The sequence below is a fragment of the Pseudoalteromonas sp. SR41-1 genome (genome assembly GCF_014164015.1).
Classification (GTDB): Bacteria; Pseudomonadota; Gammaproteobacteria; order Enterobacterales; family Alteromonadaceae; genus Pseudoalteromonas; species Pseudoalteromonas distincta.
The window spans coordinates 177,625-202,878 of the sequence record NZ_JACJEK010000005.1 but is presented as its reverse complement, the minus strand read 5'-3'; the positions used below and the strand labels follow the sequence as shown (position 1 = coordinate 202,878).

Below are 25,254 nucleotides of genomic sequence, written 5' to 3'. Positions count from 1 at the left end.
AAGTATTTATTTATTGGGGATTATAAAAAAGTACTCAGGAAGGCGGTTTGATCTATAACAAAAAAGGTGCCGAAGCACCTTTTTTAATAAAATATAACTTAATACGACCTAATTAATACGTAATAGTATGAGCATCTTTAAGGTATTGAAATAATTCTTTATAACCTTTACCCGGCTTTTCAGCTTTCGCTTCTTTTGCCGCATTTCGAACCAATTGGCGCATTTGTTGACGATCAAGAGATGGAAACTGCTCAATAGTCTCATTGATAAGGTCATCACCTTGCTCAATTAAATCTGAACGTAATTGCTCAATTTTTTTGACCAATACTTCAGCTTGGTTATTTTTATTAAGCATCACATCGATAATCGCTTTAATATCATCAATGTTTTCTACAGTACGCAGTGTTTTAGCGATGTAATTTAAGTGGCGGCGATACGCGTCGCTTTTGTTACTTATTTTATCAGCAACAACCATCGCTTCTTTTAAATCGTCATTTAATGGCAGGCGTTCGCGCTGTTTTTTACCCATTTTGGCAATTTCAGTACCTAACTGATGAAACTCTTGCGCTTCGCGTTTAAGCTCCGTTCTTGATACATATTCAATTTCTTCTTCAATTTCAGCAGGCTTGCCTTTTTTCTTTGCCATGGGGTGCTCTTAAATAAAAATAACTTTTGCCATTATACATGAATATGATACTTAGGAATATTAGCTGATGTGATGCATTGAGTGTGTTAGCATTTAAATATAAGAAATGCGTGCATTATGCCTCTAAGGCTCAGGACTTAATTTATGAAAAGCCAACAAAACGATCCAATTTATTCTCAAATATCGCAAGTTAAAGATGCGGTAGCAGAAGTACTCGAACATGCTAAAAAATTAGGCGCTACAGCTGCAGAAGCTGCGATGTCTAGCACGTCTGGTTTATCGGTTAGTACACGAATGGGTGAAGTAGAAACCATTGAGTTCAACCAAGACGGCGGCTTAGGCATTAGTGTATATGTTGGTAATAATAAAGGCTCGGCGTCAACTGCTGACTTAAATCCAAAAACATTGCGCACGGTAGTCGAAAAAGCGATTGATATAGCCAAATTTACATCTGATGATCCATTTAACGGCGTTGCTGATAAAGAGTTACTTGAATTTAATCCTAAAGATTTAGATTTATATCATCCTTGGGATGTAAGTCCTGAGGAAGGCATTGAGCTTTGTCATGCTGCTGAGCAAGCTGCATTAAATGCAGATGAGCGTATTGTTAACTCTGATGGTGCGAGTTTTTCATCGCATCAGGGATTACGTGTTTATGGTAACAGCCACGGTTTAATTGCAGGCTTTCCGCGCACTCGTCATAGTATTAGTACTATGGTAATAGGTAAAGATGGCGAACACATGCAGCGCGACTCTGCTTATACAGTTGCTCGCGATCAGGCTGGTTTAAATGATGCGGCGGCAGTGGGTCTTGAAGCGGCAGCTGAAACCTTAGCTAAATTAAACAGCCAAAAGTTAGGCACAATGAAAGTGCCTGTTATTTTTAGAGCCGATATTGCAAATTCATTGTTTGGTCACTTGGTGTCGGCAATTGGTGGTGGCGCGCTTTATCGTAAATCAAGTTTTTTACTTGATAGCTTAGGTACTCAGGTATTTAGTCATTGTGTGAATATTGCTGAGCGCCCACATATTTTAAAAGGGTTGGCATCGTCACCGTTTGATAGCGAAGGTGTTAAAACATTCGATAGAGAAATAATTCAAGGTGGCGAGTTACAAACCTATTTATTAGCAAGTTATGCCGCACGCAAAATGAATATGACGCCAACAGGGCATGCTGGCGGTATACATAACTGGCTCGTTGAGCAAACTCATAACGATTTAACTGCACTATTAAAAACCATGGGTACTGGCTTATTAGTTACAGAGCTAATGGGGCAGGGCGTAAATACCGTAACGGGTGACTACTCTCGTGGTGCTGCAGGTTTTTGGGTTGAGAATGGTGAAATTCAATATCCGGTAAGTGAAATTACTATTGCTGGTAATTTAAAAGACATGTTTAAAGGTATTTCCGCCATTGGTGGTGATATAGAACGCCGTGGTGGTATTCAAACAGGCTCAGTATTAATCGAGCAAATGCAAATAGCCGGCGCGTAGTATTAATACGCAGTGTATACTTAGACCCAGAGTATTATCTTTGGGTCTAAGTGAGTTTTTACGAGGTGTAAAATGGCTAAAGATAGATATGCACCAAAACCGCTAACCGATATTATGGCGGGGTTAAATAATCGTTTATCGGCTTATGCAGGCAAAAGCCAAGCACTTGATACACAGCAAACCTTATTAAAAGATTTTTTAGGCCCTAAATTGGGTGATAAATGCCGAGTTAGTAATTACCGAGACGGCACGCTAATGATAGAGGCGGTATCTGCGCCTATCGCGCTTAGGCTTAATTATTTAAAAATGGATATGCTTTCACACTTTAGAGCAGCTGGAATGGCAGAGCTTGGACAAATAAAAATAACTGCAAATCCTCAAGCAACTCAGCGATTAAGTACCGCGAATAAATCGGGCAGCCCTACAGTTACCAACTCTCGGAAAATGAGTGAGCAAACCGCTAATTACTTAAATGCGATAGCGGCTTCTGCCCCCCCTTCATTAAAAGAAAAACTAGAGCGTTTAGCGCTCCACGGGAAGAATAAAAGTTAGCCTTAGCCACCCGCTATATTGTTATTGGTAGGGCTATTTTTGCAGCTCACCGCATTCAAAATACTTTGTTACATATTCCATTTTATTGTTGGTCTAATGAGGTTTATGATACTGCGTGGTGTGCTTTATTATTTAAAGCTCCCTTGATACCCATTCCATTAAGTAAAAGCGTACAGGCAGTGCTATTTTTACTCCTGCTATATTCAAGAATTTAATGGAGTTGGTATGTGATACCAACCTGCATAAATCTTTGATCAATTTAACGAATTAAATTGCACTATAACGTCGTTAAAAATTTTTTATTTAGAACAACTAGATACAAAAACTTTTGCTTAGTTCTAGCGTAATTTTCTTAACGTTAATTAGACCCCATACATAAGCAGATTGGTATGATTTAATTCTAACTAACAAACGGAATCATTATGAATAAAGTAACAATGGCCGCTGCGAGCATAGCGCTTGCACTTGGTCTAGTAGGTTGTGGTGAAAAACAACAAGAAGCTAAAGTAACCGACACTCCTGTAGTAACAGCACCCGCTGAAAAGCCACTAGAGCTTGGTATTGAACTAGCGAATATGGATAGTTCAGTACGCGCACAAGACGATTTTTATTATCATGTAAATGGACAGTGGTTAGCAAAAACTGAAATACCAGGTGATAAGTCTAACTACGGTTCTTTTTCGCAGCTATATGATGAGTCACAAAAAGCGATGAAAATTGCCCTTGAAAACGCAGCCGCGAATAAGGCCGCTAAAAAAGGCAGTGATGAGTATAAAATTGGCGCATTTTATAAAAGCTACATGAATCAATCTGCGCGTAATGAGCTAGGTATTACGCCATTACAACCGTCATTAGATACAATTGATAGCGTTAAATCTAAAGCTGACTTAGTGGGTTTAATGGCTAAAATTCAAAAACAAGGCGGTACTTTACCGTTTGGTTGGTTTGTAAATAACGATGCTAAAAACTCGAGCGAGTATGCATTGTATTTATCTCAGTCGGGCCTAGGTTTACCAGATCGTGATTATTACTTAAACGATGACGAAAAATTCACTAAAATTCGCGCTTCTTACGAGCAATACATCACAGATGTTTTAGCAAAATCAGGCGTTAAAAATGCAGCAGAAGCTGCCAAGAGCGTACTTGCATTTGAAAAAACACTAGCTGATGCTCAATGGAGCCGTGTGCAAAGCCGTGACGCAACTAAATCTTACAACAAGATGACAGTAGCAGACGCAAGCAAGTTGATGGGGGAGCTTGATTTAGCTGCATTCTTTAAAGATGCAGGTGTGAGTGCAAGTGATATTATTGTACGTCAACCAAGCTACTTAGAAGCACTTGCTACTATTTATAAAGATACTGATTTAGCGACGTGGAAAAACTACTTAAAATTTCATTTTGTAAGTGGTTATGCAGAGCTACTTAGCGAAGATTTAGTTAACCTTAACTTTGACTTTTACAGCACAACACTTCGTGGCGTAGAAGAACAAGCACCTCTTTGGAAGCAAGCGGTTGATGCATCTAACAGTGTACTAGGTGAGATTTTAGGTAAGGTATACGTTAAAGATAACTTCCCCCCAGAAGCTAAAGCACGCATGGAAGAGTTAGTTGATAACGTAATTAAAGGTTATGGCGTTGCTATCGAAAATCTTGAGTGGATGAGCCCTGAAACAAAGCTTGCAGCGAAAGAAAAATTAGATAAATTTACGCCTAAGATTGGTTACCCAGACACGTGGAAAGATTACTCAGAGCTAGAGATTAACTCAGATGAGCTAGTAGGTAATTACATCCGTTATAGCGAATGGGCATACGCAGATATGATTGCTAAATTGGGTAAACCAGTTGATCGCTCTGAATGGCACATGACTCCGCAAACAGTCAATGCTTATTACAACCCAGTAAACAACGAAATTGTATTTCCAGCCGCTATATTACAACCACCATTCTTTAATTTAGAAGCGGATGATGCTGTAAACTACGGCGCAATTGGCGCGGTAATTGGGCATGAGCTTGGCCACGGTTTTGACGACCAAGGTGCTAAATACGACGGTGACGGTAACTTACGTAACTGGTGGAGTGAGACTGACCTTAAGCAATTTGAAGAGCGTACAGCGGCTTTAGTTGCACAGTATAACGAATATAAACCATTTGAAGATGCAAGTGTTAATGGTGAGCTAACGCTTGGCGAAAACATTGGTGACTTAGGTGGTTTAACCGTTGCGCATAAAGCGTATATGCTATCTTTAGGTGATAAAAAATCACCCGTGATAGATGGTTACACAGGCGATCAACGCTTCTTTATGGGTTGGTCACAAATCTGGCGTCGTAACTACCGCGATGAAGAGTTGCGTAATCGTTTATTAACAGACCCTCATTCACCAAGCCACTACCGTGTAATCGGTATCTTGTCGAACATGCCTGAGTTTTACGAAGCGTTTGACGTAAAAGAAGGTGATAAAATGTATATCAAACCAGAAGATCGCGTAAAAATCTGGTAATTGCATTGCTATAAATAACAAAAAACCAGTAAGTTTTTAGCTTACTGGTTTTTTTGTATCTTGAATTTGTTCATCGACTAAGCACGCGTGCATCCATTCTTCGTTACTCAGTATGCTTTTATAAAGCGCGAGTTGGTTTTGTGCTCGCTCTAAATTATGCTCTGCATGAGATACTTTAAAGTACACATCGTTATTTAAGTAATCAGTTAAAAAGCGCACACTTAACATGAGCGGCATTATTTTAGCGCCTAATAATAAGCTTTCTTGCTCTAGTATACTCATGCTGCTTTTTAATGGCGTTACATAGCCTTTTACAATGGCTGAAAATATATCTTTTCGAATAACAACGTTGTGTAAGTTTGTTGAATCCTCGGCTTCGGGGGAGCAAAATGTACGTACCATGTCGCCAAAGTCATAAAGCCAAAATCCTGCCATGCAGGTGTCTAAATCAATAACTGCTTTTGCTTTGTGAGTTGTATTACAAAACAGCATATTATTTATTTTTGTATCGTTATGACACACTCTAAGCGGTATGTGTTTAGCTACCTGACTAAGCTCAGTAATTAAATGCTGCTGCGTTAAGCAATATTCTATTTCGTCAGCGCAGTGCTTTACTCTATTAACTACGTTGTTAGTGATTGCGGTATTTAATTGCTCAAAGCGCATCGCTAAGTTATGAAAATCAGGGATTACAGTGTGTAGCTGTTGCACATCAAAATCTTGTAATGCATGAGCAAATACGCCAAAGGCGTAAGCCGCTTGCTCGCTCTGCTGGGTATTTTTAACAACGTCTTCGCTGTAGCTATCGCTAATATAGTTAAGGACGCGATAATACGCATTATCAATTTTTATTAAGTGTTCGTCGTTTTGTGTAGTTATATGTTTGATTATTTCAAGCGGGTAATTATTTTGCAGTTGTTTAGCATTTAAATGCTGCTCAATTAGTTTTGCATTACTCACTAACTGAGCAGGGTTTTTAAATACCTCAGTATTAAGTTTTTGCACAATAAATTGTTTATCAATACTTGTAAGTAGCCATGTACTATTTATATGACCGCTACCAATCGCACTAACTTGAGTTAACTCAGGGGGCAGTGCTAACAGTTCGCTTAGCTTATTTTGTATTGAGATATTCATTGTGCTCACTTATGCCCTTTTTTATGCGTATCGGGCAACTATTTTTTCGATAATTTCAGCATTCGCTTCAGGAAAATCATAATTTTCTAATTCAGTAATTGCTACCCATTCGCTAGGTTGCCCTTCAGCGCCATGTGCTTCACCGCTAAAGTTACTTACTACGTGTACATCTAATTTAACGCATTTATCGCCGTAGTCATGTTCAATCACCATCAATTGGCTAGAGCTGTGAATGGTTAGTCCAACTTCTTCAATAAGCTCGCGTTTAAGTGCAACAAACACACTTTCTCCAGCTTCAACTTTACCACCAGGAAATTCCCATAAACCGCCTTGATGTTGTTCATCTGCACGTTTACAAATGAATATAGCGTTATTTTTCTTAATAACACCAACAGCTACATGTACAATTTCTATAGTCATTACTTTAAAACTCCATAAAAAAAAGCGACGCTAGCGCCGCTTTTTAATAAGCTACTGACAATATTGGGTTATTTTAATTTACCGCAACACTGTTTGAATTTTTGACCTGATTTACAAGGACAAGGGTCATTACGACCTACTTTTGGTTCTGTACGAGCCATTACTGTCGCTGTTTCTGGCGCTTCGCCACCTACGTGCTCAGCTTCTTCATGTTGGTATTCGCGAGGAGCATTTTCACTTTTACGGTGTTGCTCTTCTACTTTTTCAACATCTTCTTCTGCGCGTACTTGTACTTTACTTAGAATGCTTACAACATCTACTTTCAAGTTTTCAAGCATTTCGGAGAACAGCTCAAACGATTCACGCTTGTACTCTTGCTTAGGATTCTTTTGCGCGTAACCACGTAAATGAATACCTTGGCGTAAATGATCCATTGCAGCAAGGTGATCTTTCCAATGCTGATCAAGACTCTGTAGCATAATCGCTTTTTCGAATTGACGTAAAACAGAATCGCCAACTTGCTCTTCTTTTTGCTTGTATGAATGCTCAACCGCCTGCTCAATACGCTCACGAAGCTTTTCTTCGTATAGTTTATTGTCATCTGCTAACCACTGAGTAATAGGTAACTCAATTAAGAAGTCTTGTTTTAAACGCTCTTCAAGGCCAGGAATGTCCCACATTTCAGCAAGGCTTTGCGGTGCAATGTACTGATCAATTGTATTGCTAAGTACGTCACCACGAATTGCAGTAATAGTTTCTGAAATATCACCTTCTTCAAGTAGTTCGTTACGCTGAGAGTAAACAACACGACGTTGATCGTTTGCTACATCATCGTACTCAAGTAGTTGCTTACGAACGTCGAAGTTACGTGCTTCTACTTTACGCTGTGCATTTTCAATCGCACGGTTTACCCATGGATGTTCAATTGCTTCACCGCGTTGCATGCCTAATTTACGCATCATGTTAGTCATGCGCTCACCGGCAAATATACGCATTAGCGCATCGTCCATCGATAAGTAAAAACGGCTTGAACCAGCATCACCTTGACGACCAGAACGACCACGTAATTGGTTGTCTATACGACGAGATTCGTGACGTTCAGTACCAATGATATGTAAACCGCCGGCATCAATTACTGCATCATGGCGAATTTTCCAAGCTGCTTTAATTTCAGCAATTTGCTCATCAGTTGGGTTTTCAAGTTTTTCAACTTCACTGTTCCAGTTACCACCTAACACGATATCGGTACCACGACCGGCCATGTTTGTTGCAATTGTTACTGTTCCTGGTAGGCCAGCATCTGAAACGATGTCAGCTTCTTGCGCATGAAATTTAGCATTAAGTACATTGTGCTTAATTTTTTCTTTGCGTAAAAACTGCGATAAATACTCAGAGCTTTCAATTGAAATAGTACCAACAAGCACCGGTTGTCCACGGTCTTGGCAGTCTTTAATATCAATTAAAATAGCTTCGTATTTTTCTTCTTGCGTTAGGTAAACTAAATCGGCGCGATCATCACGAATCATCGGCTTATTAGTTGGCATAACAACGGTATCAAGGCCGTAGATTGACTGAAATTCAAATGCTTCAGTATCGGCTGTACCTGTCATACCTGCTAACGTTTCGTATAAACGGAAGTAGTTTTGGAACGTAATAGAGGCAAGTGTTTGGTTCTCGTTTTGAATTTTTACACCTTCTTTTGCTTCAACAGCTTGGTGTAAACCTTCTGACCAACGACGACCTTCCATTGAACGACCCGTATGCTCATCGATAATAATTACTTCGTTTTCTTTTACAACGTAATCAACATCTTTTTGGTATAGCTTATGAGCACGAAGGGCGGCATAAACATGGCTTAGTAGCGTAATGCTTGCTGCTGAATAAAGCGAATCGCCTTCTTCAATTAAGCCGCGCTCAGTAAGTAGCTCTTCTACTTTAATTTGACCACGTTCAGTTAAATGAACTTGCTTAGATTTTTCATCAATCGTGTAATCGCCATCGCCTTCAATACCTTCTTCGTCTTCTTTTTCTTGAAGCTCAAGTAAAGGGACGATGGTGTTTATTTCAGTGTATAGCTCAGAGCTATCCTCAGCTGGACCTGAAATAATCAGCGGGGTACGTGCTTCATCAATTAAGATTGAATCCACTTCATCGACTACAGCATAAAATAATGGACGTTGAACTCGTTCATCAATGCTAAAAGCCATGTTGTCACGAAGGTAGTCAAAACCAAATTCGTTATTAGTACCGTATGTAATGTCGGCAGTATAAGCGAGCTTCTTTTGCTGCGGCATCATACCTGGTACGTTACAGCCTACTGTAAGGCCTAAAAATTCAAATAACGCACGGTTGGTTTCAGCATCACGTTTAGCAAGGTAGTCATTCACGGTAATTACGTGAACACCTTTGCCTGTTAAGCCGTTTAGATAAGCTGGTAGAGTAGCTGTAAGTGTTTTACCTTCACCGGTACGCATTTCTGCAATGCGACCTTGATGTAAAACCATACCACCTAATAACTGCACGTCGAAATGACGCATGCCATTTACACGCTTTGACGCTTCACGTACCACAGCAAAAGCCTCTGGTAGAATGTCGTCAAGGCTTTGTCCGTTATCGTAACGTTCTCTAAACTCAGCTGTTTTAGCTCTTAAATCTTCATCAGAAAGCGCTTCAAGTTGCGTTTCTAGCGCATTGATTAGCGCGACCGTCTTTCTTAAGTTTTTAATAGTGCGGTCATTGCGACTACCAAAAAGCTTGGTAAATAAATTAGATATCATGATAAAACCGTTACAATGTATTCTTTGTCAGCCGAGTATCGGCTAACCCATTTTTAACAATTGGTAATTAATATGTGCTTTTAAGTAACACTTAGAACATATTAATTAGCAATTTTGTATTAAACCGTTCAAAAAGCACTGTTTATTACGTGCGCTACTATACCAGACTCTGCCAAACAACAAACTATCTCAATAAAAAGATCGGTGTATAAAATCGAAAAATTTGATCTGGTTCGTAAAAATCACTTTGTATTACTCAATTACAGTAAAAATAGCAGCGAACTGTAAAGATATGGTGCTAAATAAATTAAAAACAAGGGTTATAGTTGCGCTTAAGTTTTACGCTTAAACACAACTATTAAATACATGTTTTATAATTTAAATTGATTAACCGTTTTGTTAAGCGCCGCAGCTAAATCACTTAAGTCACGAGCTTCGTCAGCGAGGGTATGCGCATGGTCAGCGGTACTGTTCACTAAGTTATTAATTGCCGAAAGGCTCGTATTAATATCTTCAGCAACAACAGTTTGCTCCTCGGTAGATGTGGCTATTTGATGACTTTGGTCTTGTACTTTAGTAACCGACTGCGCAATATTGTGAAGTGAGCTAAGCACTTCTTTAGTTTGAAGCACTGAGCCCTCGGTTTGATCTTGTCCTTGTTGCATCATTACTGAGGCTTGTTGAGCTATTTGCTGCAAGCGCGAAATCATATTTCGAATATCGTCTGTTGATTCTTGTGTGCGACTTGCTAGTGAACGTACTTCATCAGCAACAACAGCAAAGCCTCTACCGTGTTCACCGGCACGAGCAGCCTCTATAGCCGCATTAAGTGCAAGTAAGTTGGTTTGATCAGCAATGGAATTAATTACATCGACTAATGCACCAATGTTATTACTTTCTTGCTCAAGACCTGCAACCACTTTAGATGCTTCGCCAATATGTAATGCCAGTTCAGTCATTACTGTTTGCGCCTGTGTAGAACGGCTAGCTCCTTCAGCTGTAATTGCTTGTACTTCTTCAGCTGCGTTATTTGTGTGTTGTGCGTTACGTGATATTTCAAGCACAGTAGTCGCCATTTCAGTTACCGCTGCGCTCACGCTATCAACTTGCTGCTTCTCTTGCTGAATTTCAGAATTTGTTTTCTCAGAAACACTTCTTAGCTGGGCCGCTGCATTACTTAGTTGTTCTGCTTGCGCTGCGGTATCAAGCATCATGGCGTGCAACTTATCAATAAAAGTGTTCATGTGGTTGGCCAGCTGTCCCACTTCATCTTGACTATTAATATAAATTTTTTGAGTAAGATCGCCTTCGCCCGATGCTATATCACGCATAATGTGCGTAAGCGTTGTAATGGGTTTTGAAATCATGTGGGTAGCCCATAAAATCATGGCTAATATAATGATTAAGATAATAATTACCGCCGTTGTTGTAGCGGTTACTGCAGCATTTACGGGCTCTTCAATCATAGTAGTTGGGATAAGTAGACCTACATACCAATCTATATAAGGCTGCTCTAGCTGCAGACGATGGTAAACCACATAAAACTGCTCACCTTTAAAAGTAACCATTTGGCTGCCTTCAAGGTTATTTCGCATTTGTGTATTTAACTCTTTAAAGCCTGCTGTATTTGTAAATTGTTGCTCAAGCGCATCGAGCCCTTCTTTACCGTTTGCACCTTCATCTGTAATTGAAAGTTTATGCCCAGTGGCCTTTGAAAAATGAACTACTTTTTGATTACCATCGAGTAAAAATCCATAACCTTGGCCGTTAAAGCGAATATTTTCGACCATGTCGTTAATTTTGTTTAATTGTAAATCAACACCGCCCATACCAATGAGTTTTCGCTGAGCGTTATAAACAGGTTGTTGTACTACTGCGGATGCTACGCCTGTGGTTAAATCAACAGAGATTGGACCTACGTAAAGCTTGTTAACTTGCATGGCTTCTTGCCACCACCCACGCTTGTAAGCGTAATAAGGCTGGCCGTTGTAGTGACTTGTACGCTCGTTTTCTTTAAAGTATTCACCGGTGGTTGCTGAGGCAAAAAAGGCCGATAAAATGTTTTCGTCATTTGAGCTTAAACGCACAAAGTCTTGGTTTACTTCGTTGTAACCTGGCGCGCTTTCGAGTGCTTGATCGCGTGTATCCCAATTTTCAAAAAAGTTGATTAAATGTGGGTTATTAACAAAGGTTGATACCATTTTACCGTACATCGCGAAGTAACTTTGCATTGAAAGTTGCTCGGTCTGTAGATAACTTTGTGCTTCGTTTTCTATGTTTTCTCTAGAGAGATTGGCAATGTGTTTAACAAAAAATGTTGAGGCGATAATTAGTAAAACGGTAATTGTTCCACCAATCAATAATAATATTTTCTTCCGTAATGATAAATTATTTAGCATGAGTACACATATTTTTATTATTTATGAAATTATATCTAATCATATCTTACTTAAAATCTCTATAAAGTTAGATAGAAAGAACTAATTATGCGTTTAAAATAAAGGCTTATACAAAAATGACAAATAAAAGTAATAAATTAGTAGTATTAGGTGCAGGCTGGTTAGGACATGCTTTATGCGTAAGTGCACAAAAAGCTGACTGGCAAGTACAAGGAACGCATAGAACAGATATACACGAGTTTGACTTTGAGCGTCAGTTTACACTTGAAGATGGACAATTAAGGCATCAAGTTGATTTACAAGGTGCTTATTGGGTATGTGCTATTCCACCACGTAGCAGGCACAGTGAAAGTAATTATCCTGAAACACTCACCGCAGCGCTTAAGCTTTCAAAGGAGCTAAACGCAAAGGGCTTTTTATTGTGCTCATCAACCGGGGTGTACGATCAAGAGCCTGGTGTATATAGTGAAAGTAGCGATATTTCATGCACAAACGAGCGCCAAATAAAGCTTTACGAAGCTGAAGAGCAAGTGCTTGAACAAGATGGCAAAATACTTCGTTTAGCTGGCTTACTAGGGCCTAATAGAGAACCGGGGCGTTTTGTGGCAGGTAAAGAGCTCAATACATCAAGTGAGCAAGTGGTAAATATGGTGCATCAACAAGATGTAATTAATGCTATTTTTGCGGTGATAGAGCACTGGCAAGTAGGGCAAAATATTTATAATGTGGTTAATCCTGCGCACCCCACAAAAGCTGAATACTACGCTATGAAGTGTCAGCAACATGGTGGTGAAATGCCAACGTTTACAGGAACTGATTCGGCTGAGCGAAAAATATTAGGCTCAGCCATTGAAGCCTTAGGGTTTAGCTATCAGCACGGTATTTAATATGCTGAAGGCAGGGGACTGCTCTCTATAAAGTCGCATAGCTTACCTTCACTTAGTAATGTATTAGCAGCTTCGATATCGGGAGCAAAGTAGCGGTCTTTATCATAATAACTTACATGCTCGCGTAACAATGCTTTAGCGCTTTGCACTTTATCTGATGGTTCAAGCGGCTTTCTAAATTCTAGCCCTTGAACCGATGCTAACCATTCTATTGCCAAAACACCTTGGGTATTATTGGCCATTTCATCTAAGCGCCTTGCTGCAAAGGTTGCCATAGAAACATGATCTTCTTGATTTGCAGATGTAGGCAAGCTATCAACCGAAGCCGGATGCGCTAATGATTTGTTTTCTGATGCAAGCGCTGCTGCGGTAACTTGGGCAATCATAAATCCAGAATTTACCCCGCCGTTTTCAACTAGAAATGGCGGCAATTTGGATAGGTTTGAATCGATAAGTAATGCAATTCGCCTTTCTGCTAATGCGCCAATTTCGGCAATTGCGATTGCTAAGTTGTCAGCGGCCATTGCAACGGGCTCTGCATGAAAGTTTCCTCCCGATATTATGTCGCCTACATCGGCAAAAACTAGCGGATTATCGGTTACACCGTTCGACTCGCATAGCAATACTTCTGCGGCTTGGCGTATCTGAGTTAGGCAAGCACCTAGCACTTGAGGCTGGCAGCGAAGGCAGTATGGATCTTGTACTTTTTCACAATTGACGTGGGAGTTACTAATCTGAGAGTGCGTATCGAGTAGCTCTCTAAATACTTGAGCGGTGTCTATTTGTCCGCGCTGTCCGCGAATTTCATGAATACGTGCATCAAATGGCGCGCGACTGCCCATTGCAGCTTCTATGCTTATTGATCCGATAACGCAGCTTTGTGCATATAAGTTCTCGCTTCTAAATAGGCCTTGTAGTGCAAACGCAGTCGACGCTTGTGTGCCATTTAATAATGCTAAGCCTTCTTTGGCTGCAAGTGTTAGGGGTTCAAGTCCCGCTATTTTTAACCCTTGTGCTGCACTAATTATTTTTCCTTTATGTCGCATTTGACCTTCAGCTAATAAAGGTAGGCACATATGCGCAAGAGGGGCTAAATCCCCCGATGCCCCCACAGAGCCCTTTTTAGGCACGCACGGATATACTTCGCTACTAAGCAGCTGCATAAAAAATTGGATTACTTGCAGGCGAATGCCCGAATAGCCACGTGAAAGCGAGTTTACTTTTAAGGTGATCATTAACCTTACTGTGCTGTCATCCATGTATTCGCCAATACCCGCAGCGTGTGAAAGCACAATGGAGCGCTGTAATAATTCAAGTTGGTCGTCGGCAATTTTAGTATTGGCTAATAATCCAAAGCCGGTGTTAATTCCATATACAGTGCGGTGTTCATTAATAACATTTTGAACGGTTTGCGCGCTGGCTGCTATTTGCGACTCGGCATGCTTTGCAAGGCTCAGCTTTACCGGTGAATTATTAATTTTTCTTAGTGTGTTTAAATCAAGTGATCCGGGTGTGAGAGTAAGTTCGAACATGATCATTCCTCGTTTAACATAGGTAGGTCTAAATTTTGTTCTTTAGCGCAGTTTTTTGCTATGTCGTATCCGGCATCAGCATGGCGCATTACACCTGTTGCAGGGTCGTTCCACAGTACGCGAGCAATACGCTCTTTAGCTTCATCAGTACCATCGGCAACAATAACTACACCAGAGTGCTGACTAAATCCCATTCCTACACCGCCACCATGATGAAGCGACACCCAAGTAGCGCCACTTGCGGTATTAAGCAGTGCGTTGAGTAATGGCCAATCTGATACTGCATCTGAGCCATCTTTCATGCTCTCTGTTTCGCGGTTAGGGCTGGCAACTGAGCCAGAGTCGAGGTGATCGCGACCAATAACTATAGGGGCTTTAAGTTCGCCATTTTTAACCATTTCATTAAAGGCCAGTGCAAGGCGTGCTCTATCTTTTAGGCCAACCCAGCAAATGCGTGCAGGTAAACCTTGGAATTGTATGCGTTCCCGCGCCATATCAAGCCAGTTATGTAAATGTGCATCATCAGGAATAAGCTCTTTTACTTTAGCGTCGGTTTTATATATATCTTCAGGGTCGCCTGATAATGCTACCCATCTAAATGGTCCAATCCCTTCACAAAATAAAGGGCGAATATATGCAGGCACAAATCCAGGAAAATCAAACGCGTTGGTAACACCCTCATCAAACGCCATTTGACGAATATTATTACCGTAATCAGTAGTGGCGGCACCGGCTTTTTGTAGTGCTAGCATAGCTTTAACTTGGACTGCCATTGATTGTTTAGCGGCTTTTACTACGGCTTTTGGATCTTGCTCACGCATTTTTGCTGCGTACTCCATTGTCCAGCCTTGTGGTAAGTAACCATTTAATGGATCGTGAGCAGATGTTTGATCTGTGACTACATCAGGGGTAATGCCTGTTTTAACCAGTGTACTAAATACATCGGCAGCGTTACCTAGTAAACCCACTGAGAGGGCTTTACCTTTAACACATGCATCGGTTATTAATTGCAGTGCGTGTTCAAGATTTGTTGCTTTTACATCAACGTAGCCTGTTTTTATACGAAAATCGATACGGCTTTCATCACATTCAACAACCAGTGCACTAAACCCAGCCATTGTAGCTGCAAGTGGTTGCGCACCGCCCATACCACCAAGACCACCTGTTAATACCCATTTACCACTAGCGCTACCTGCAAAATGTTGCTTTGCCATAGCTACAAAGGTTTCGTAAGTTCCTTGTACTATGCCTTGCGAGCCAATATAGATCCAAGAACCCGCCGTCATTTGCCCGTACATCATCAAGCCTTTTTTATCGAGCTCGTTAAAGTGCTCCCAATTTGCCCAGTGTGGAACAAGATTTGAGTTAGCAATAAGCACGCGAGGAGCATTACTGTGGGTTTTAAATACACCAACGGGTTTTCCTGATTGTACAAGCAGGGTTTCGTCGCTTTCGAGCCTATCGAGGGTTTCTATAATTTTGTCATAACTTGGCCAATCACGAGCTGCTCGGCCAATACCACCATATACAACAAGTGCATGAGGATGCTCTGCAACTTCAGGGTCTAAATTATTCATTAGCATGCGCTTAGCAGCTTCTGTTTGCCAGCTTTTAGCACTTATTTTATCTCCATGAGGTGCACGTATTACGCGACTTGTGTCGAGTCGGTTGTTCATGTTTTGCTCCTGTTGTATATACAAGATGATTTGTTATAAAAAAAGCGCAGTAAGCGCTATTGTTTGTTATTTTTTAAATGTTAAGTGGCCACCTAAGCGATATTTACTGCCTGGTGATACAAGGCGCGCAAAGCTTACAATGCCTTTAACAGACCAGGTGCGTCGGATTACTTGTAAGCATGGCTCTTCATTATATAAATTTAACCATTGGCACATTTCGCTGTTTGGCATAATGGCCTCTACTGTATGCCTTGCTTGGGTAAGTGGGGCAACACTAGATAGATATTCATGAGGTGTAAGCATGCTAAAGTCTTGTTGTAAGTAGCCAGTCGCAAGGGCAGGGTTTACAAAACGCTCTTCTAGCTGCAAAGGACTGTCGTTTTCGTTATGCACAAGTACACTTCGATATACAACACTGTCAACCTCAACACCAAGTGCAATGGCAATAGGTGCGACTGCATTTATTGATTCGAGTATGAGTACGCTACAGGTGTAGTTGCCGTTACGCTCTTTTACTTCATCAGCAATATTTTTTATTTCAAGTAACGATGACTGCGATTTAAATGTAGCTACAAATGTACCTAACCCTTGGCTGCGGGTTAAAATGCCTGCCTCGGTTAATTCGCTTAGTGCTCTGCGGGCTGTCATTCTGCTTACACTAAATTGACTACTTAGTTCGTTTTCAGAGGGAACACGTTGGTTTTCTTGCCACGTACCGCTGCGTATTTTATCAACAATGAATTGTTTTATTTGCGCAAATTTAGGTGTCGTCATTAAATTTATGGTTACATTAAAAATAAACTATATAAATAAGATGACACAATTACCTTGTATATACAAGATGGGTTGTTAGACTATATTTTCATCACTCTGGGCGTAAAAAGGGCTAAAAAATGCAAAGCACAACACATAATTATGAGTTAGAAGAAATCGACTTACTTTTAACTGATGCCAATATTGCCACTATGGATAGCAATATAAATGCCCCTTATGGCGCAATTGAAAATGCTGCTATAGCCATTAAAAATGGTAAAATTGCGTGGATTGGAGAGCAATCAACATTGCCTAGTTTTGATGTGTTTGCAACGCCGACATTGAGTGTAAAAGGACAATGGTTAACGCCGGGCCTAATAGACTGCCATACTCACTTAGTATTTGCAGGTTCAAGATCGCAAGAGTTTGAACAGCGTTTGCAAGGCGTAAGCTATGAGCAAATCGCAGCACAAGGCGGTGGCATAGCAAGTACGGTTAAAGCCACAAGAGCAGCCGACCGTGAACAATTGTTTGTAGATGCAAAAGATCGCTTAAATACGTTGTTAAAAGAAGGTGTAACCACCGTTGAAATAAAGTCTGGTTATGGGCTAGATACTGAAAACGAGATAAAAATATTAGAAGTCGCTCGTTTATTAGGTGAACATCACCCTATTGATATTAAAACTACTTTTTTAGGGGCGCATGCTCTACCGCCTGAATACAAAGGCCGTGCTGATGAATATATTGATTTAGTGTGTACTGACATGCTTGATCAGGTAGTAGCTAATAATCTTGCTGATGCAGTCGATGTATTTTGTGAAAATGTTGGGTTTAGTTATTCGCAAACCAAACGTGTTTTCCAGGCGGCTAAAAAGCATAACCTCCCAGTAAAATGCCATGCTGAGCAGTTATCTAATCAACAGGGTGCTAAGCTGGTGGCGCAGTTTAATGGCCTTTCGGCTGATCATATTGAGCATCTAGATGAAGAGGGTGTAAAAGCCATGGCAGACGCTGGGACGGTAGCGGTGTTATTGCCAGGCGCATTTTATTTTTTAAGAGAAACTAAATTCCCACCTATTGAATTACTTAATCAATATAAAGTACCGATAGCTATTGCGAGTGACTTTAATCCAGGTACTTCACCGCTGTGCTCAGTGCACTTGATGATGAACATGGCATGCACATTGTTTAGATTAACACCTGAGCAAGCATTAGCTGGTGTTACTCGAAATGCAGCTAAAGCACTAGGTTTAGACGACCGTGGTATTTTAAAGGTTGGCGCAAGAGCTGATATTGCGCATTGGCAAATAAGTCATCCATCACAATTAAGTTACCAATTTGGCGTAAATAAACTGTTAAATTTATGGATTTTGGGTAGAATTAATTAGTTTGTATTATTTTTACCCACATATAACTTGGTTTAAACTTTTTTAGCGAATACGGATGCCGTTAATTTGAACATACTAACCGACAGTAATTTCCCAATATTTTTTAGTGGTGCACTATTAATGGCGATGATCGCCACTTTATTTGCTGTTAAAAATACCAGTATTAAATTTAGTTATTTATGCACAGCTGCTGTTGGTTTAGCTATTTTAAGCAGCGGTGCGGCTTGGCTTGCTATTTTACTAGCCTTTGGGTTTTGTTTTCACTTATGGCAAGCATTTGAGCGAAATAATTGGAGCATGATAATTACCAGCTCAATGGCTGGTCTTTTATTTGTTGTTCTATTTTCAGCTCATTTATTATTGGAAGTTCCGCTATTTTGGGTTGTGTTAGCAATATTATTATTAGCTATTGTAGGTTTTTTAAATGATGAAAGTGCTGAAATAGAAGTCGTTATAGAGCCAGAACCTGAAGGTGATGCATTTGTTGAAGAGTCTCCGCTTTCAGTTTTTGCAGATAGAAAACAGTTACGTCAAGGTTACTATACATGGTGCGACAACAAACAAATAAGCGCAGCGTTAATCGTTATTCGCCTTGAAGGCTTTGAGCAAGTTAACCAGCATATTGGACGCGACTTTGGCGATATACTGTTAGCGCAATCGGCTAATCGAATAAAAGAGCTACTTTCAAGTGACGAAATAGTGACTTTAACTGGACAAGAAAAGCTAGCCCACTTAGGGGGTCTTAACTTTGCATTTATTTGTAGTTTCGCGAATCAAAAACACTTACATGAATTAGTTATTGACCAAATACTGGGTGCAACGCTTAAGCCATTTAATGTTGCTAACTGCACTGTAGAAGTAAAAGCGAGAGCGAGTTATGTTGATTGTAATGAGCAAGATAACAACTTTGATAATTTAATATCGTACGCATATCTGGCACTCGATAGCCACCCAGATCGCAAGGTTGTGCCTTATCATCAACAAATGATGATTGAATTGCGAGAGCAACAAGCGCGACTAAAGGAATTAGCAAATATTGATTTTTCGAGCGAGTTAGAGCTTTATTTTCAGCCTATTATTTGTAACGAAAACGGTCAAATTGAGTTTTTAGAATTACTACTGCGTTGGCAGCACCCTAAGCAAGGGATTTTATCCGCTAACAGGTTTATCGACGACATTAGAATTGCAGGGCTTGGTTATCCACTCGCTAAATTTGTAATAGAGAGAGCTGCTGAGCTTGCAATGGCGCTTAGAATAGAAGGTATTTCTATACCGCTTAGCATTAACGTATTTGGTCCTGAAATGCTTAACGAAGAGTTTATTGAATTTGTTGATGTTGTTTTAAGTGAGCATCACTTGGAAGCTGGCGATTTAATTGTTGAATGCCCTTTGCATATTTTTGCGGGACTAGATGATAAAGGCAGAGGCATGATCGCAAGGCTTAATAACATAGGCTTAAAAGTATGTGTTGATGGACTTGGTGATAACCCGGTACTGCTTTCTAAGTTACCAAGCTTAGCGGTAGAGTATATTAAGGTTTCACCTTCACTCACTGCTGACTTTAGTAATCAAAATAATATACGCAGTTTAGTTAGCGGAATGGTTGAAATGCATAACCAACAAAAAACAAAAGTGATTTTTGAAGGGGTAGAAACACTTGAGCAACTTAAGTTTGTAAAAAGCTTAAAAGGTTATGCTGCCCAAGGTTATTACTTTGGTCACCCGCTAAGTAGTATTGGTTTAATGAGCTGGCTAAAAGAGTGGCGATTAGTTCAACAGCGCTAAGTGTTTTCTTTGGCTTGTAGATAGCTATTCACAAGTGCACTGATCACTTGTCCTACATGGGCAGCACCGGCCTCAACTCCGTTAGGGTGCTGGCTAGGCGCTGCTTCACATAAATGTAAGTACTTAGAGTGGCGATGGTTTGCTGCTAAATGCACAAAGTGCTCAGTGTCATTCACACTAAATCCGCAACATGTGTACGCACTCACCGGCATGTAAGTAATACTATCTAAATCAACTTCAATACCCAGTGGTAAATCGTTAAAATTACTTAATGCGTTTTCAATTGCCTGCGTGAGTGTAGTTTTTCGCTTAACTTGTATTGATTGATAGCTATCAAACGTAAAGTTAGCTTCACTCATTGCATCTATAATTGCTTGATTGTTTTTTATCTCATGTAAGCCAATAACGTGGTAATTACTTAGATGTTGCTCGTTATAAGCGTAGCGAAAGCCATTGCCGCTATGGCGACCTTCACATTCTCTAAAGTCGGCATGAGGGTCAAAGTTGATAGCATTAATAGGTGTATTTTTTGACTTACTCAGGGCACGGATAATTCCCAAGCAATTGTTATGACCTCCGCCAATAACGATTGGCTCAAGCCCCGCTTTAAAAATAAGGCTCAATACCGACTCTACGCGTTCATCAAGCTGTTGGCATAAATCTCGTAATTGAGTTAACTGCTGGCCTTGCTGATTATTAAGCTGGTTGCTTTGCGCCATTAAATCATCAGTATTAACTTCACCCAATAAAAGCACTTTTTGAGTGGCAATAAATTGATTGTGAGGTTGGTTTAAAAAGCGTTTTAAAAAAGCTGGCCATGCTTCGTTTGCACCACCATTTCCTAAGTTTGCTTTTGGGCCGATATCTTCGCAAATACCCAGAAGTACATAGCGGATACCAAATTGAGCAGCGTCAACAAGTGCTTGTTGCAGGTTTACTTGGGTGTCGAGCAAGGCCATTGATTGCCATGCTTTTTTCTCATTTGCGCGGGTAGAGCAAAGTGTTCTAACCGCGCTTTCATCATATACTTTTAAATGGAAAGTCACGTTATACTTCTACAACTTCCAACTCTAATTCTTCTGCAGATAAAACAATGCCTGTGCTATCAGCATAAATAAAGTCGTCATCAAAAAATGATACCCCAGCAAAGTTAACGCCTATAGCATCTTCACCAGCACCTTCGCTGTCGGCTGCAACAGGGATTGAAGCAATTGCTTGAATGCCTAAATCAAGCTCTTCAAGCTCATCAACGTGGCGTACTGCGCCGTAAACAACAATACCATTCCAGTTGTTTTCAAGTGCTAGCTCAGCCAGTTCAATGTCGATTAGTGCGCGACGAGTTGAGCCGCCACCATCAATAAGAAGTACTAGGTCTGTACCATCTTGAGAAAGTAATTCGCGGATGAGTTCATTATTTTCAAAACATTTAACCGTTTTAATGCGGCCACCAAAGCTGTGTCGACCACCAAAGTTGATGAACATAGGCTCTAGCACGTCAACCACGTCAGCAAAGTGGTCGCATAAATCAGAAGTGCTGTAATCCATTATTTTATCCTCAAAAGGTACATTAATTTATATCTCAGTATACCCTCCTTATAAGCAATAACAACGACTTAATCGCAGTAAATTTAGGCAAAACAAGCGCTAAATCATTAATCGCAATAATAGTGTATTAAAAGCGTCACTCAATTGTTATTTACAACACATAAGCTAAATCGGTGTTCATATGTTATGCAATAAGGGATGGTGATGAATAATAATATGCTTAAAAAGGTAACTCAGATAGATGAGCAATTATTTTTAACTTTGTTTAATTGCAATTCACCGAGGTGGTTTAAAACAATGGCCTTTGGTTTGTCTAAAAGCGGTGATGGTGGGCTTTATATATTAATATGCTTAGCAGTGTGGTGGCTTAGTAATAATGAACAGCACCAATTATTGCCTGTCACTATATTAATTGGTTTTGCTATAGAAAGACCTATTTACCTACTAGCTAAAAATAGATTTGCTCGGATCCGTCCATGCGACTGCTTAGTAACAAATGCCTATATAGTACCAAGCGATAAATTTAGTTTACCATCGGGTCACAGTGCTGCTGCCTTTTTAGTGGCAATTATATTAAGCCATTTTTTTCCAGAATATGCATTACTACTATTTAGTTGGGCTACCGGCGTTGCTATGTCTCGTGTGGTATTGGGTGTGCACTTTCCTGCTGATATTATAATAGGCGCAACGATTGGTAGTTTTTGTGGTTTATTTGCGTTAGCACTCGTGGTGCCTGCATGAAAATATTGTATGGAGTACAAGGTACCGGTAATGGTCATATAACGCGCGCTCGGGTTATGGCAAGCTGCTTTAATAAGCTCGGTATTGATGTTGATTATGTGTTTTCAGGGCGCGCAAATAAAGATTACTTTGATATGCACGAATTCTCAGATTATAAAGCGTATCGTGGTTTATCGTTTAGCACTGAAAATGGGCAAGTTAAAAATTTAAAAACACTTAAAAACATGCGAATTTGTAAGTTGGTGAGTGATATAAAATCGCTTGAGATAAAACAGTACGATTTTGTACTTAACGACTTTGAGCCTGTTACAGCATGGGCTGCAAAACGGGCAGGTATACCCGTTATTGGCATTAGTCACCAAGCAGCATTTTTGTCAGATAACGTACCTATGTTTGGTCGTGGCGTCCTGAGAAAATCACTTATCAAGCATTATGCACCAGCGACTACCTACTTAGGCGTCCACTGGCAACCATTTGCAAATAATATAATACCGCCTTTTATTGCTCATCATAATCACGACAACCCTGTAGCCGTAATGAACAAGGTATTGGTATATTTACCTTTCGAAAACTTAGATAGCGTTGTTGATTATTTAAAAGACTTTCCCGAAAAAGAATTTTATTGCTATCACCCAAATGCCAGCAATCAATCTTTTGGACATATACATTTACGAGCCCCCTCACGCTCTGGTTTTTTAAACGACTTAGCAAACACAAGTGGCGTTATTGGTAATGCGGGATTTGAGCTTGCCAGTGAAGCGCTTAAGTTAGGTAAAAAGTTACTATTAAAGCCTTTAGATGGTCAGTTTGAGCAAGCAGCAAATGCACAAACTTTATTTGCCATGGGCATGGCGCATGTTATGAACTATTTAAACCCACAAGCCCTTGATGATTGGAATAGCGCGCCGCAAAACAAGCAAATAAATTACCCCAGCGATCCCGCGCCTTTAATTGATTGGTTGGTTAAACAACAATGGAATAACACACAATCGTTACATAAAGGTTTGTGGGATAGTGTCGCCTTATAGCCATCGCATTTAAACTGTTTAGAATTACCAATAATAAAAAGTTAAATTAATTAGTCGCTTTTGATCTATTAGCTATAATACAAATGCATATTTAAAAAAGGCGTTAGCGATGAATTTTTTACAAAACTTAACAATTAAACGACGTTTACAACTAAACGCAGTCGTTGTTGGTTTAGCAATGGTGGTCCTTTTATGCGTGATTATTTTTGAATCACGTACAACCTTGAGCTTAAACAAGACTATTCAATTAGCAGAAGAGCTCAACGTACATGCATTAGCATTGCGTAAACATGAAAAAAACTTTTTGTTTTATAAACAAGAAGACGCGTTAACTGCATTTGAAACGGATTTTGAGCAGTTAAGTGATAAAGTAAAAAAGTTACAACAGTTAATGGCTAACCAAAGTATTGCACAGGAGCAGGTCCAGCGCTTTGAGCAACTAATAAATAGCTATAATAATGATTTTGAAACTGTTGTTAAGCTTCAAAAAGAGATTGGTTTAACCCCGACCGACGGGTTATATGGCAAGCTTAGAAGCTCGGTTCATGAAGTTGAGCAACTATTAAAAGAGCAGCAAAATTACCAACTGCTGTCGTCAATGCTGCAACTAAGACGCTCAGAAAAAGATTTCATGCTGAGATTTGATATTAAGTACCTAGGGCGTTTTAATGAGGGAATTAATACATTTAAGCAGCAGGTAGCTGCAGCACAGCTGCCAAGCGACTATAAAGCACAAATTAATCCTTTGATTGATATATACCAAAGCGAATTTCAAACACTTGTGCAGGCGCAAACTAAGCTAGGGCTAGATCTTGAGTCAGGCGCACTTGGAGTAATGCGTGACAGTGTAGATAAAAGCGACGCCATTGTTTCTAAAATCGTTAAAGACACTAAGTTACAAGTAGAGCAAAGTGTAGAGCAGGCTCAATTTTTAGCTATTTTGGTATTTGTGATTGCAGGTGTGATTGTATTAGCACTCGTTTATTTTACAAGCCACTCCATTATTGTACCTATTGAGCGGGTTTATCACACCATTAACGATATTCGTCGTAATAATGATTTGAGCGTGATGATAGAGCAAACTGGTAAAGACGAAATTACCACCATGACGGTCGACTTTAATAGCTTAATAGGCGATTTTAAGAACTTAATTAACGAAGTTAATGGTGCTTTAAACACGCTTAATGTAGCAACAGAGCATTTATCACAAAGTACCGCAGCAACAAGCTCTGGTATGCAAGAGCAACTACATGAAGCCGACATGGTTGCAACGGCAGCCACCGAAATGCAGGCGACGATTCAGGATATTTCACATAATACTGAGGCGGCTGCGAAAAAAGCAGAGTCAACAAATTTAAGTGCACAACAAGGGCGTAGTGAAGTAGATTCTACCGTTAAGCACATTAGGGCCCTATCTGATTCGCTGGGGAATGCATCAAATGTAGTGTCGCAACTTGAAAAAGATGGTGAAACAATTGGTTCAGTGCTTGATGTAATTCGAGGAATTGCAGATCAAACAAATTTACTTGCACTTAATGCGGCAATAGAAGCGGCCCGTGCTGGTGAGTATGGTCGTGGTTTTGCTGTTGTTGCAGATGAGGTTCGTTCATTAGCAAAGCGTACTCAAGAGTCTACAAGTGAGATTGAAGGTATTATAAGTACCTTACAGCAGCGTACTCAAGAAGTGGTGAGTATTATGCACAAATGTCGCTCTCAAGGTGATGAAAGTGCCTCGCAAGCAATTAAAGCAGGTGAGCTATTAGGTGCAATTACTGAAGATGTACAAACAATAATGGAAATGAGCTCTCAAATAGCAGTTGCTATTGATGAGCAAAGCCAAGTGGCATCAGAGGTTAATAAAAATGTAGTAAGAATTCGCGATATTGCACAAGACGCAACTGAACATGCTGCTAACAATGCGCAAACAAGTGAAGAGGTCTCTGAGCAGGCTCGCGTTCTGTTCACTGCAATTGATAAATTTAAGGTTTAATAACGC

General features: G+C 40.1%; 19 protein-coding genes. 9 read left to right on the top strand and 10 right to left on the bottom strand.

What is annotated here, in order from left to right; genetic code table 11:
• Window positions 1-112: 112 nt before the first annotated feature.
• Window positions 113-646: a ribosome biogenesis factor YjgA gene (gene yjgA, locus H5118_RS06090; protein WP_002959930.1), complete on the bottom strand. Its 534-nt coding sequence runs from the start codon at window positions 644-646 to the stop codon at window positions 113-115.
• Window positions 647-790: 144 nt separating this feature from the next.
• Here yjgA and pmbA point away from each other — a divergent pair, with 144 nt between their 5' ends.
• From pmbA to H5118_RS06075, 3 genes are all read left to right on the top strand, one after another.
• Window positions 791-2,140 carry a metalloprotease PmbA gene (pmbA, locus tag H5118_RS06085; protein ID WP_165742846.1) on the top strand — a complete coding sequence of 450 codons (1,350 nt, stop codon included), beginning with the start codon at window positions 791-793 and terminating at the stop codon, window positions 2,138-2,140.
• A 72-nt stretch (window positions 2,141-2,212) separates the two neighbouring features.
• Window positions 2,213-2,692: a DUF721 domain-containing protein gene (locus H5118_RS06080; RefSeq protein ID WP_002959934.1), complete on the top strand. Its 480-nt coding sequence runs from the start codon at window positions 2,213-2,215 to the stop codon at window positions 2,690-2,692.
• A 422-nt stretch (window positions 2,693-3,114) separates the two neighbouring features.
• Window positions 3,115-5,190 carry a M13 family metallopeptidase gene (locus H5118_RS06075; RefSeq protein WP_182748163.1) on the top strand — a complete coding sequence of 692 codons (2,076 nt, stop codon included), beginning with the start codon at window positions 3,115-3,117 and terminating at the stop codon, window positions 5,188-5,190.
• 36 nt (window positions 5,191-5,226) lie between these two features.
• Here H5118_RS06075 and H5118_RS06070 read toward each other — a convergent pair whose 3' ends face one another.
• The 4 genes from H5118_RS06070 to H5118_RS06055 all read right to left on the bottom strand — a co-directional run bounded on the left by H5118_RS06070 (window position 5,227) and on the right by H5118_RS06055 (window position 11,923).
• Window positions 5,227-6,327 carry a phosphotransferase enzyme family protein gene (locus H5118_RS06070; RefSeq protein ID WP_182748161.1) on the bottom strand — a complete coding sequence of 367 codons (1,101 nt, stop codon included), beginning with the start codon at window positions 6,325-6,327 and terminating at the stop codon, window positions 5,227-5,229.
• A 21-nt stretch (window positions 6,328-6,348) separates the two neighbouring features.
• Window positions 6,349-6,747: an 8-oxo-dGTP diphosphatase MutT gene (mutT, locus tag H5118_RS06065; protein ID WP_007377262.1), complete on the bottom strand. Its 399-nt coding sequence runs from the start codon at window positions 6,745-6,747 to the stop codon at window positions 6,349-6,351.
• 68 nt (window positions 6,748-6,815) lie between these two features.
• Window positions 6,816-9,524, bottom strand: coding sequence for a preprotein translocase subunit SecA (gene secA, locus H5118_RS06060; protein WP_182672761.1), 2,709 nt, complete (start codon window positions 9,522-9,524; stop codon window positions 6,816-6,818).
• Between the two features lie 371 nt (window positions 9,525-9,895).
• Window positions 9,896-11,923, bottom strand: a complete 2,028-nt coding sequence (locus H5118_RS06055; RefSeq protein WP_182682813.1) for a methyl-accepting chemotaxis protein — start codon at window positions 11,921-11,923, stop codon at window positions 9,896-9,898.
• Window positions 11,924-12,039: 116 nt separating this feature from the next.
• Here H5118_RS06055 and H5118_RS06050 point away from each other — a divergent pair, with 116 nt between their 5' ends.
• Window positions 12,040-12,810 (top strand): NADP-binding protein, encoded by a 771-nt coding sequence (locus H5118_RS06050; protein WP_182682814.1) that lies wholly within the window; start codon window positions 12,040-12,042, stop codon window positions 12,808-12,810.
• Here the strand turns inward: H5118_RS06050 and hutH are convergent.
• From hutH to hutC, 3 genes are all read right to left on the bottom strand, one after another.
• On the bottom strand, window positions 12,807-14,342 hold the full coding sequence (gene hutH / locus H5118_RS06045) for a histidine ammonia-lyase (RefSeq protein ID WP_182748159.1): 1,536 nt from the start codon (window positions 14,340-14,342) through the stop codon (window positions 12,807-12,809). The genes H5118_RS06050 and hutH overlap by 4 nt on opposite strands.
• 2 nt (window positions 14,343-14,344) lie before the next feature.
• Entirely contained in the window at window positions 14,345-16,018 is a 1,674-nt protein-coding gene (gene hutU, locus H5118_RS06040; protein WP_182712155.1) for a urocanate hydratase, read from the bottom strand.
• 66 nt (window positions 16,019-16,084) lie between these two features.
• The gene (hutC, locus tag H5118_RS06035; RefSeq protein ID WP_002959947.1) at window positions 16,085-16,792 is read right to left on the bottom strand and encodes a histidine utilization repressor; all 708 of its coding nucleotides are present in this window, start codon (window positions 16,790-16,792) and stop codon (window positions 16,085-16,087) included.
• Window positions 16,793-16,911: 119 nt separating this feature from the next.
• Here hutC and hutI point away from each other — a divergent pair, with 119 nt between their 5' ends.
• Together hutI and H5118_RS06025 are read left to right on the top strand one after the other, a co-directional pair.
• Window positions 16,912-18,159, top strand: coding sequence for an imidazolonepropionase (hutI, locus tag H5118_RS06030; RefSeq protein WP_182748157.1), 1,248 nt, complete (start codon window positions 16,912-16,914; stop codon window positions 18,157-18,159).
• A gap of 120 nt (window positions 18,160-18,279) precedes the next feature.
• Window positions 18,280-19,944 carry an EAL domain-containing protein gene (locus H5118_RS06025; RefSeq protein WP_182682819.1) on the top strand — a complete coding sequence of 555 codons (1,665 nt, stop codon included), beginning with the start codon at window positions 18,280-18,282 and terminating at the stop codon, window positions 19,942-19,944.
• Here H5118_RS06025 and H5118_RS06020 read toward each other — a convergent pair.
• Entirely contained in the window at window positions 19,941-20,990 is a 1,050-nt protein-coding gene (locus H5118_RS06020) for a formimidoylglutamase (protein WP_182748155.1), read from the bottom strand. The two genes, H5118_RS06025 and H5118_RS06020, sit on opposite strands and share 4 nt — an antisense overlap.
• Before the next feature lies 1 nt (window position 20,991).
• The gene (gene rraA, locus H5118_RS06015; protein WP_002959955.1) at window positions 20,992-21,489 is read right to left on the bottom strand and encodes a ribonuclease E activity regulator RraA; all 498 of its coding nucleotides are present in this window, start codon (window positions 21,487-21,489) and stop codon (window positions 20,992-20,994) included.
• 201 nt (window positions 21,490-21,690) lie between these two features.
• Between rraA and H5118_RS06010 the strand changes: the two genes are divergently transcribed.
• From H5118_RS06010 to H5118_RS06000, 3 genes are all read left to right on the top strand, one after another.
• Window positions 21,691-22,230 (top strand): phosphatase PAP2 family protein, encoded by a 540-nt coding sequence (locus tag H5118_RS06010; protein WP_024596307.1) that lies wholly within the window; start codon window positions 21,691-21,693, stop codon window positions 22,228-22,230.
• Window positions 22,227-23,258: an MJ1255/VC2487 family glycosyltransferase gene (locus H5118_RS06005; protein ID WP_002958362.1), complete on the top strand. Its 1,032-nt coding sequence runs from the start codon at window positions 22,227-22,229 to the stop codon at window positions 23,256-23,258. Before H5118_RS06010 ends, H5118_RS06005 begins: the two co-directional genes overlap by 4 nt.
• Before the next feature lie 109 nt (window positions 23,259-23,367).
• On the top strand, window positions 23,368-25,248 hold the full coding sequence (locus tag H5118_RS06000; protein WP_165723718.1) for a methyl-accepting chemotaxis protein: 1,881 nt from the start codon (window positions 23,368-23,370) through the stop codon (window positions 25,246-25,248).
• Window positions 25,249-25,254 lie beyond the last annotated feature (6 nt).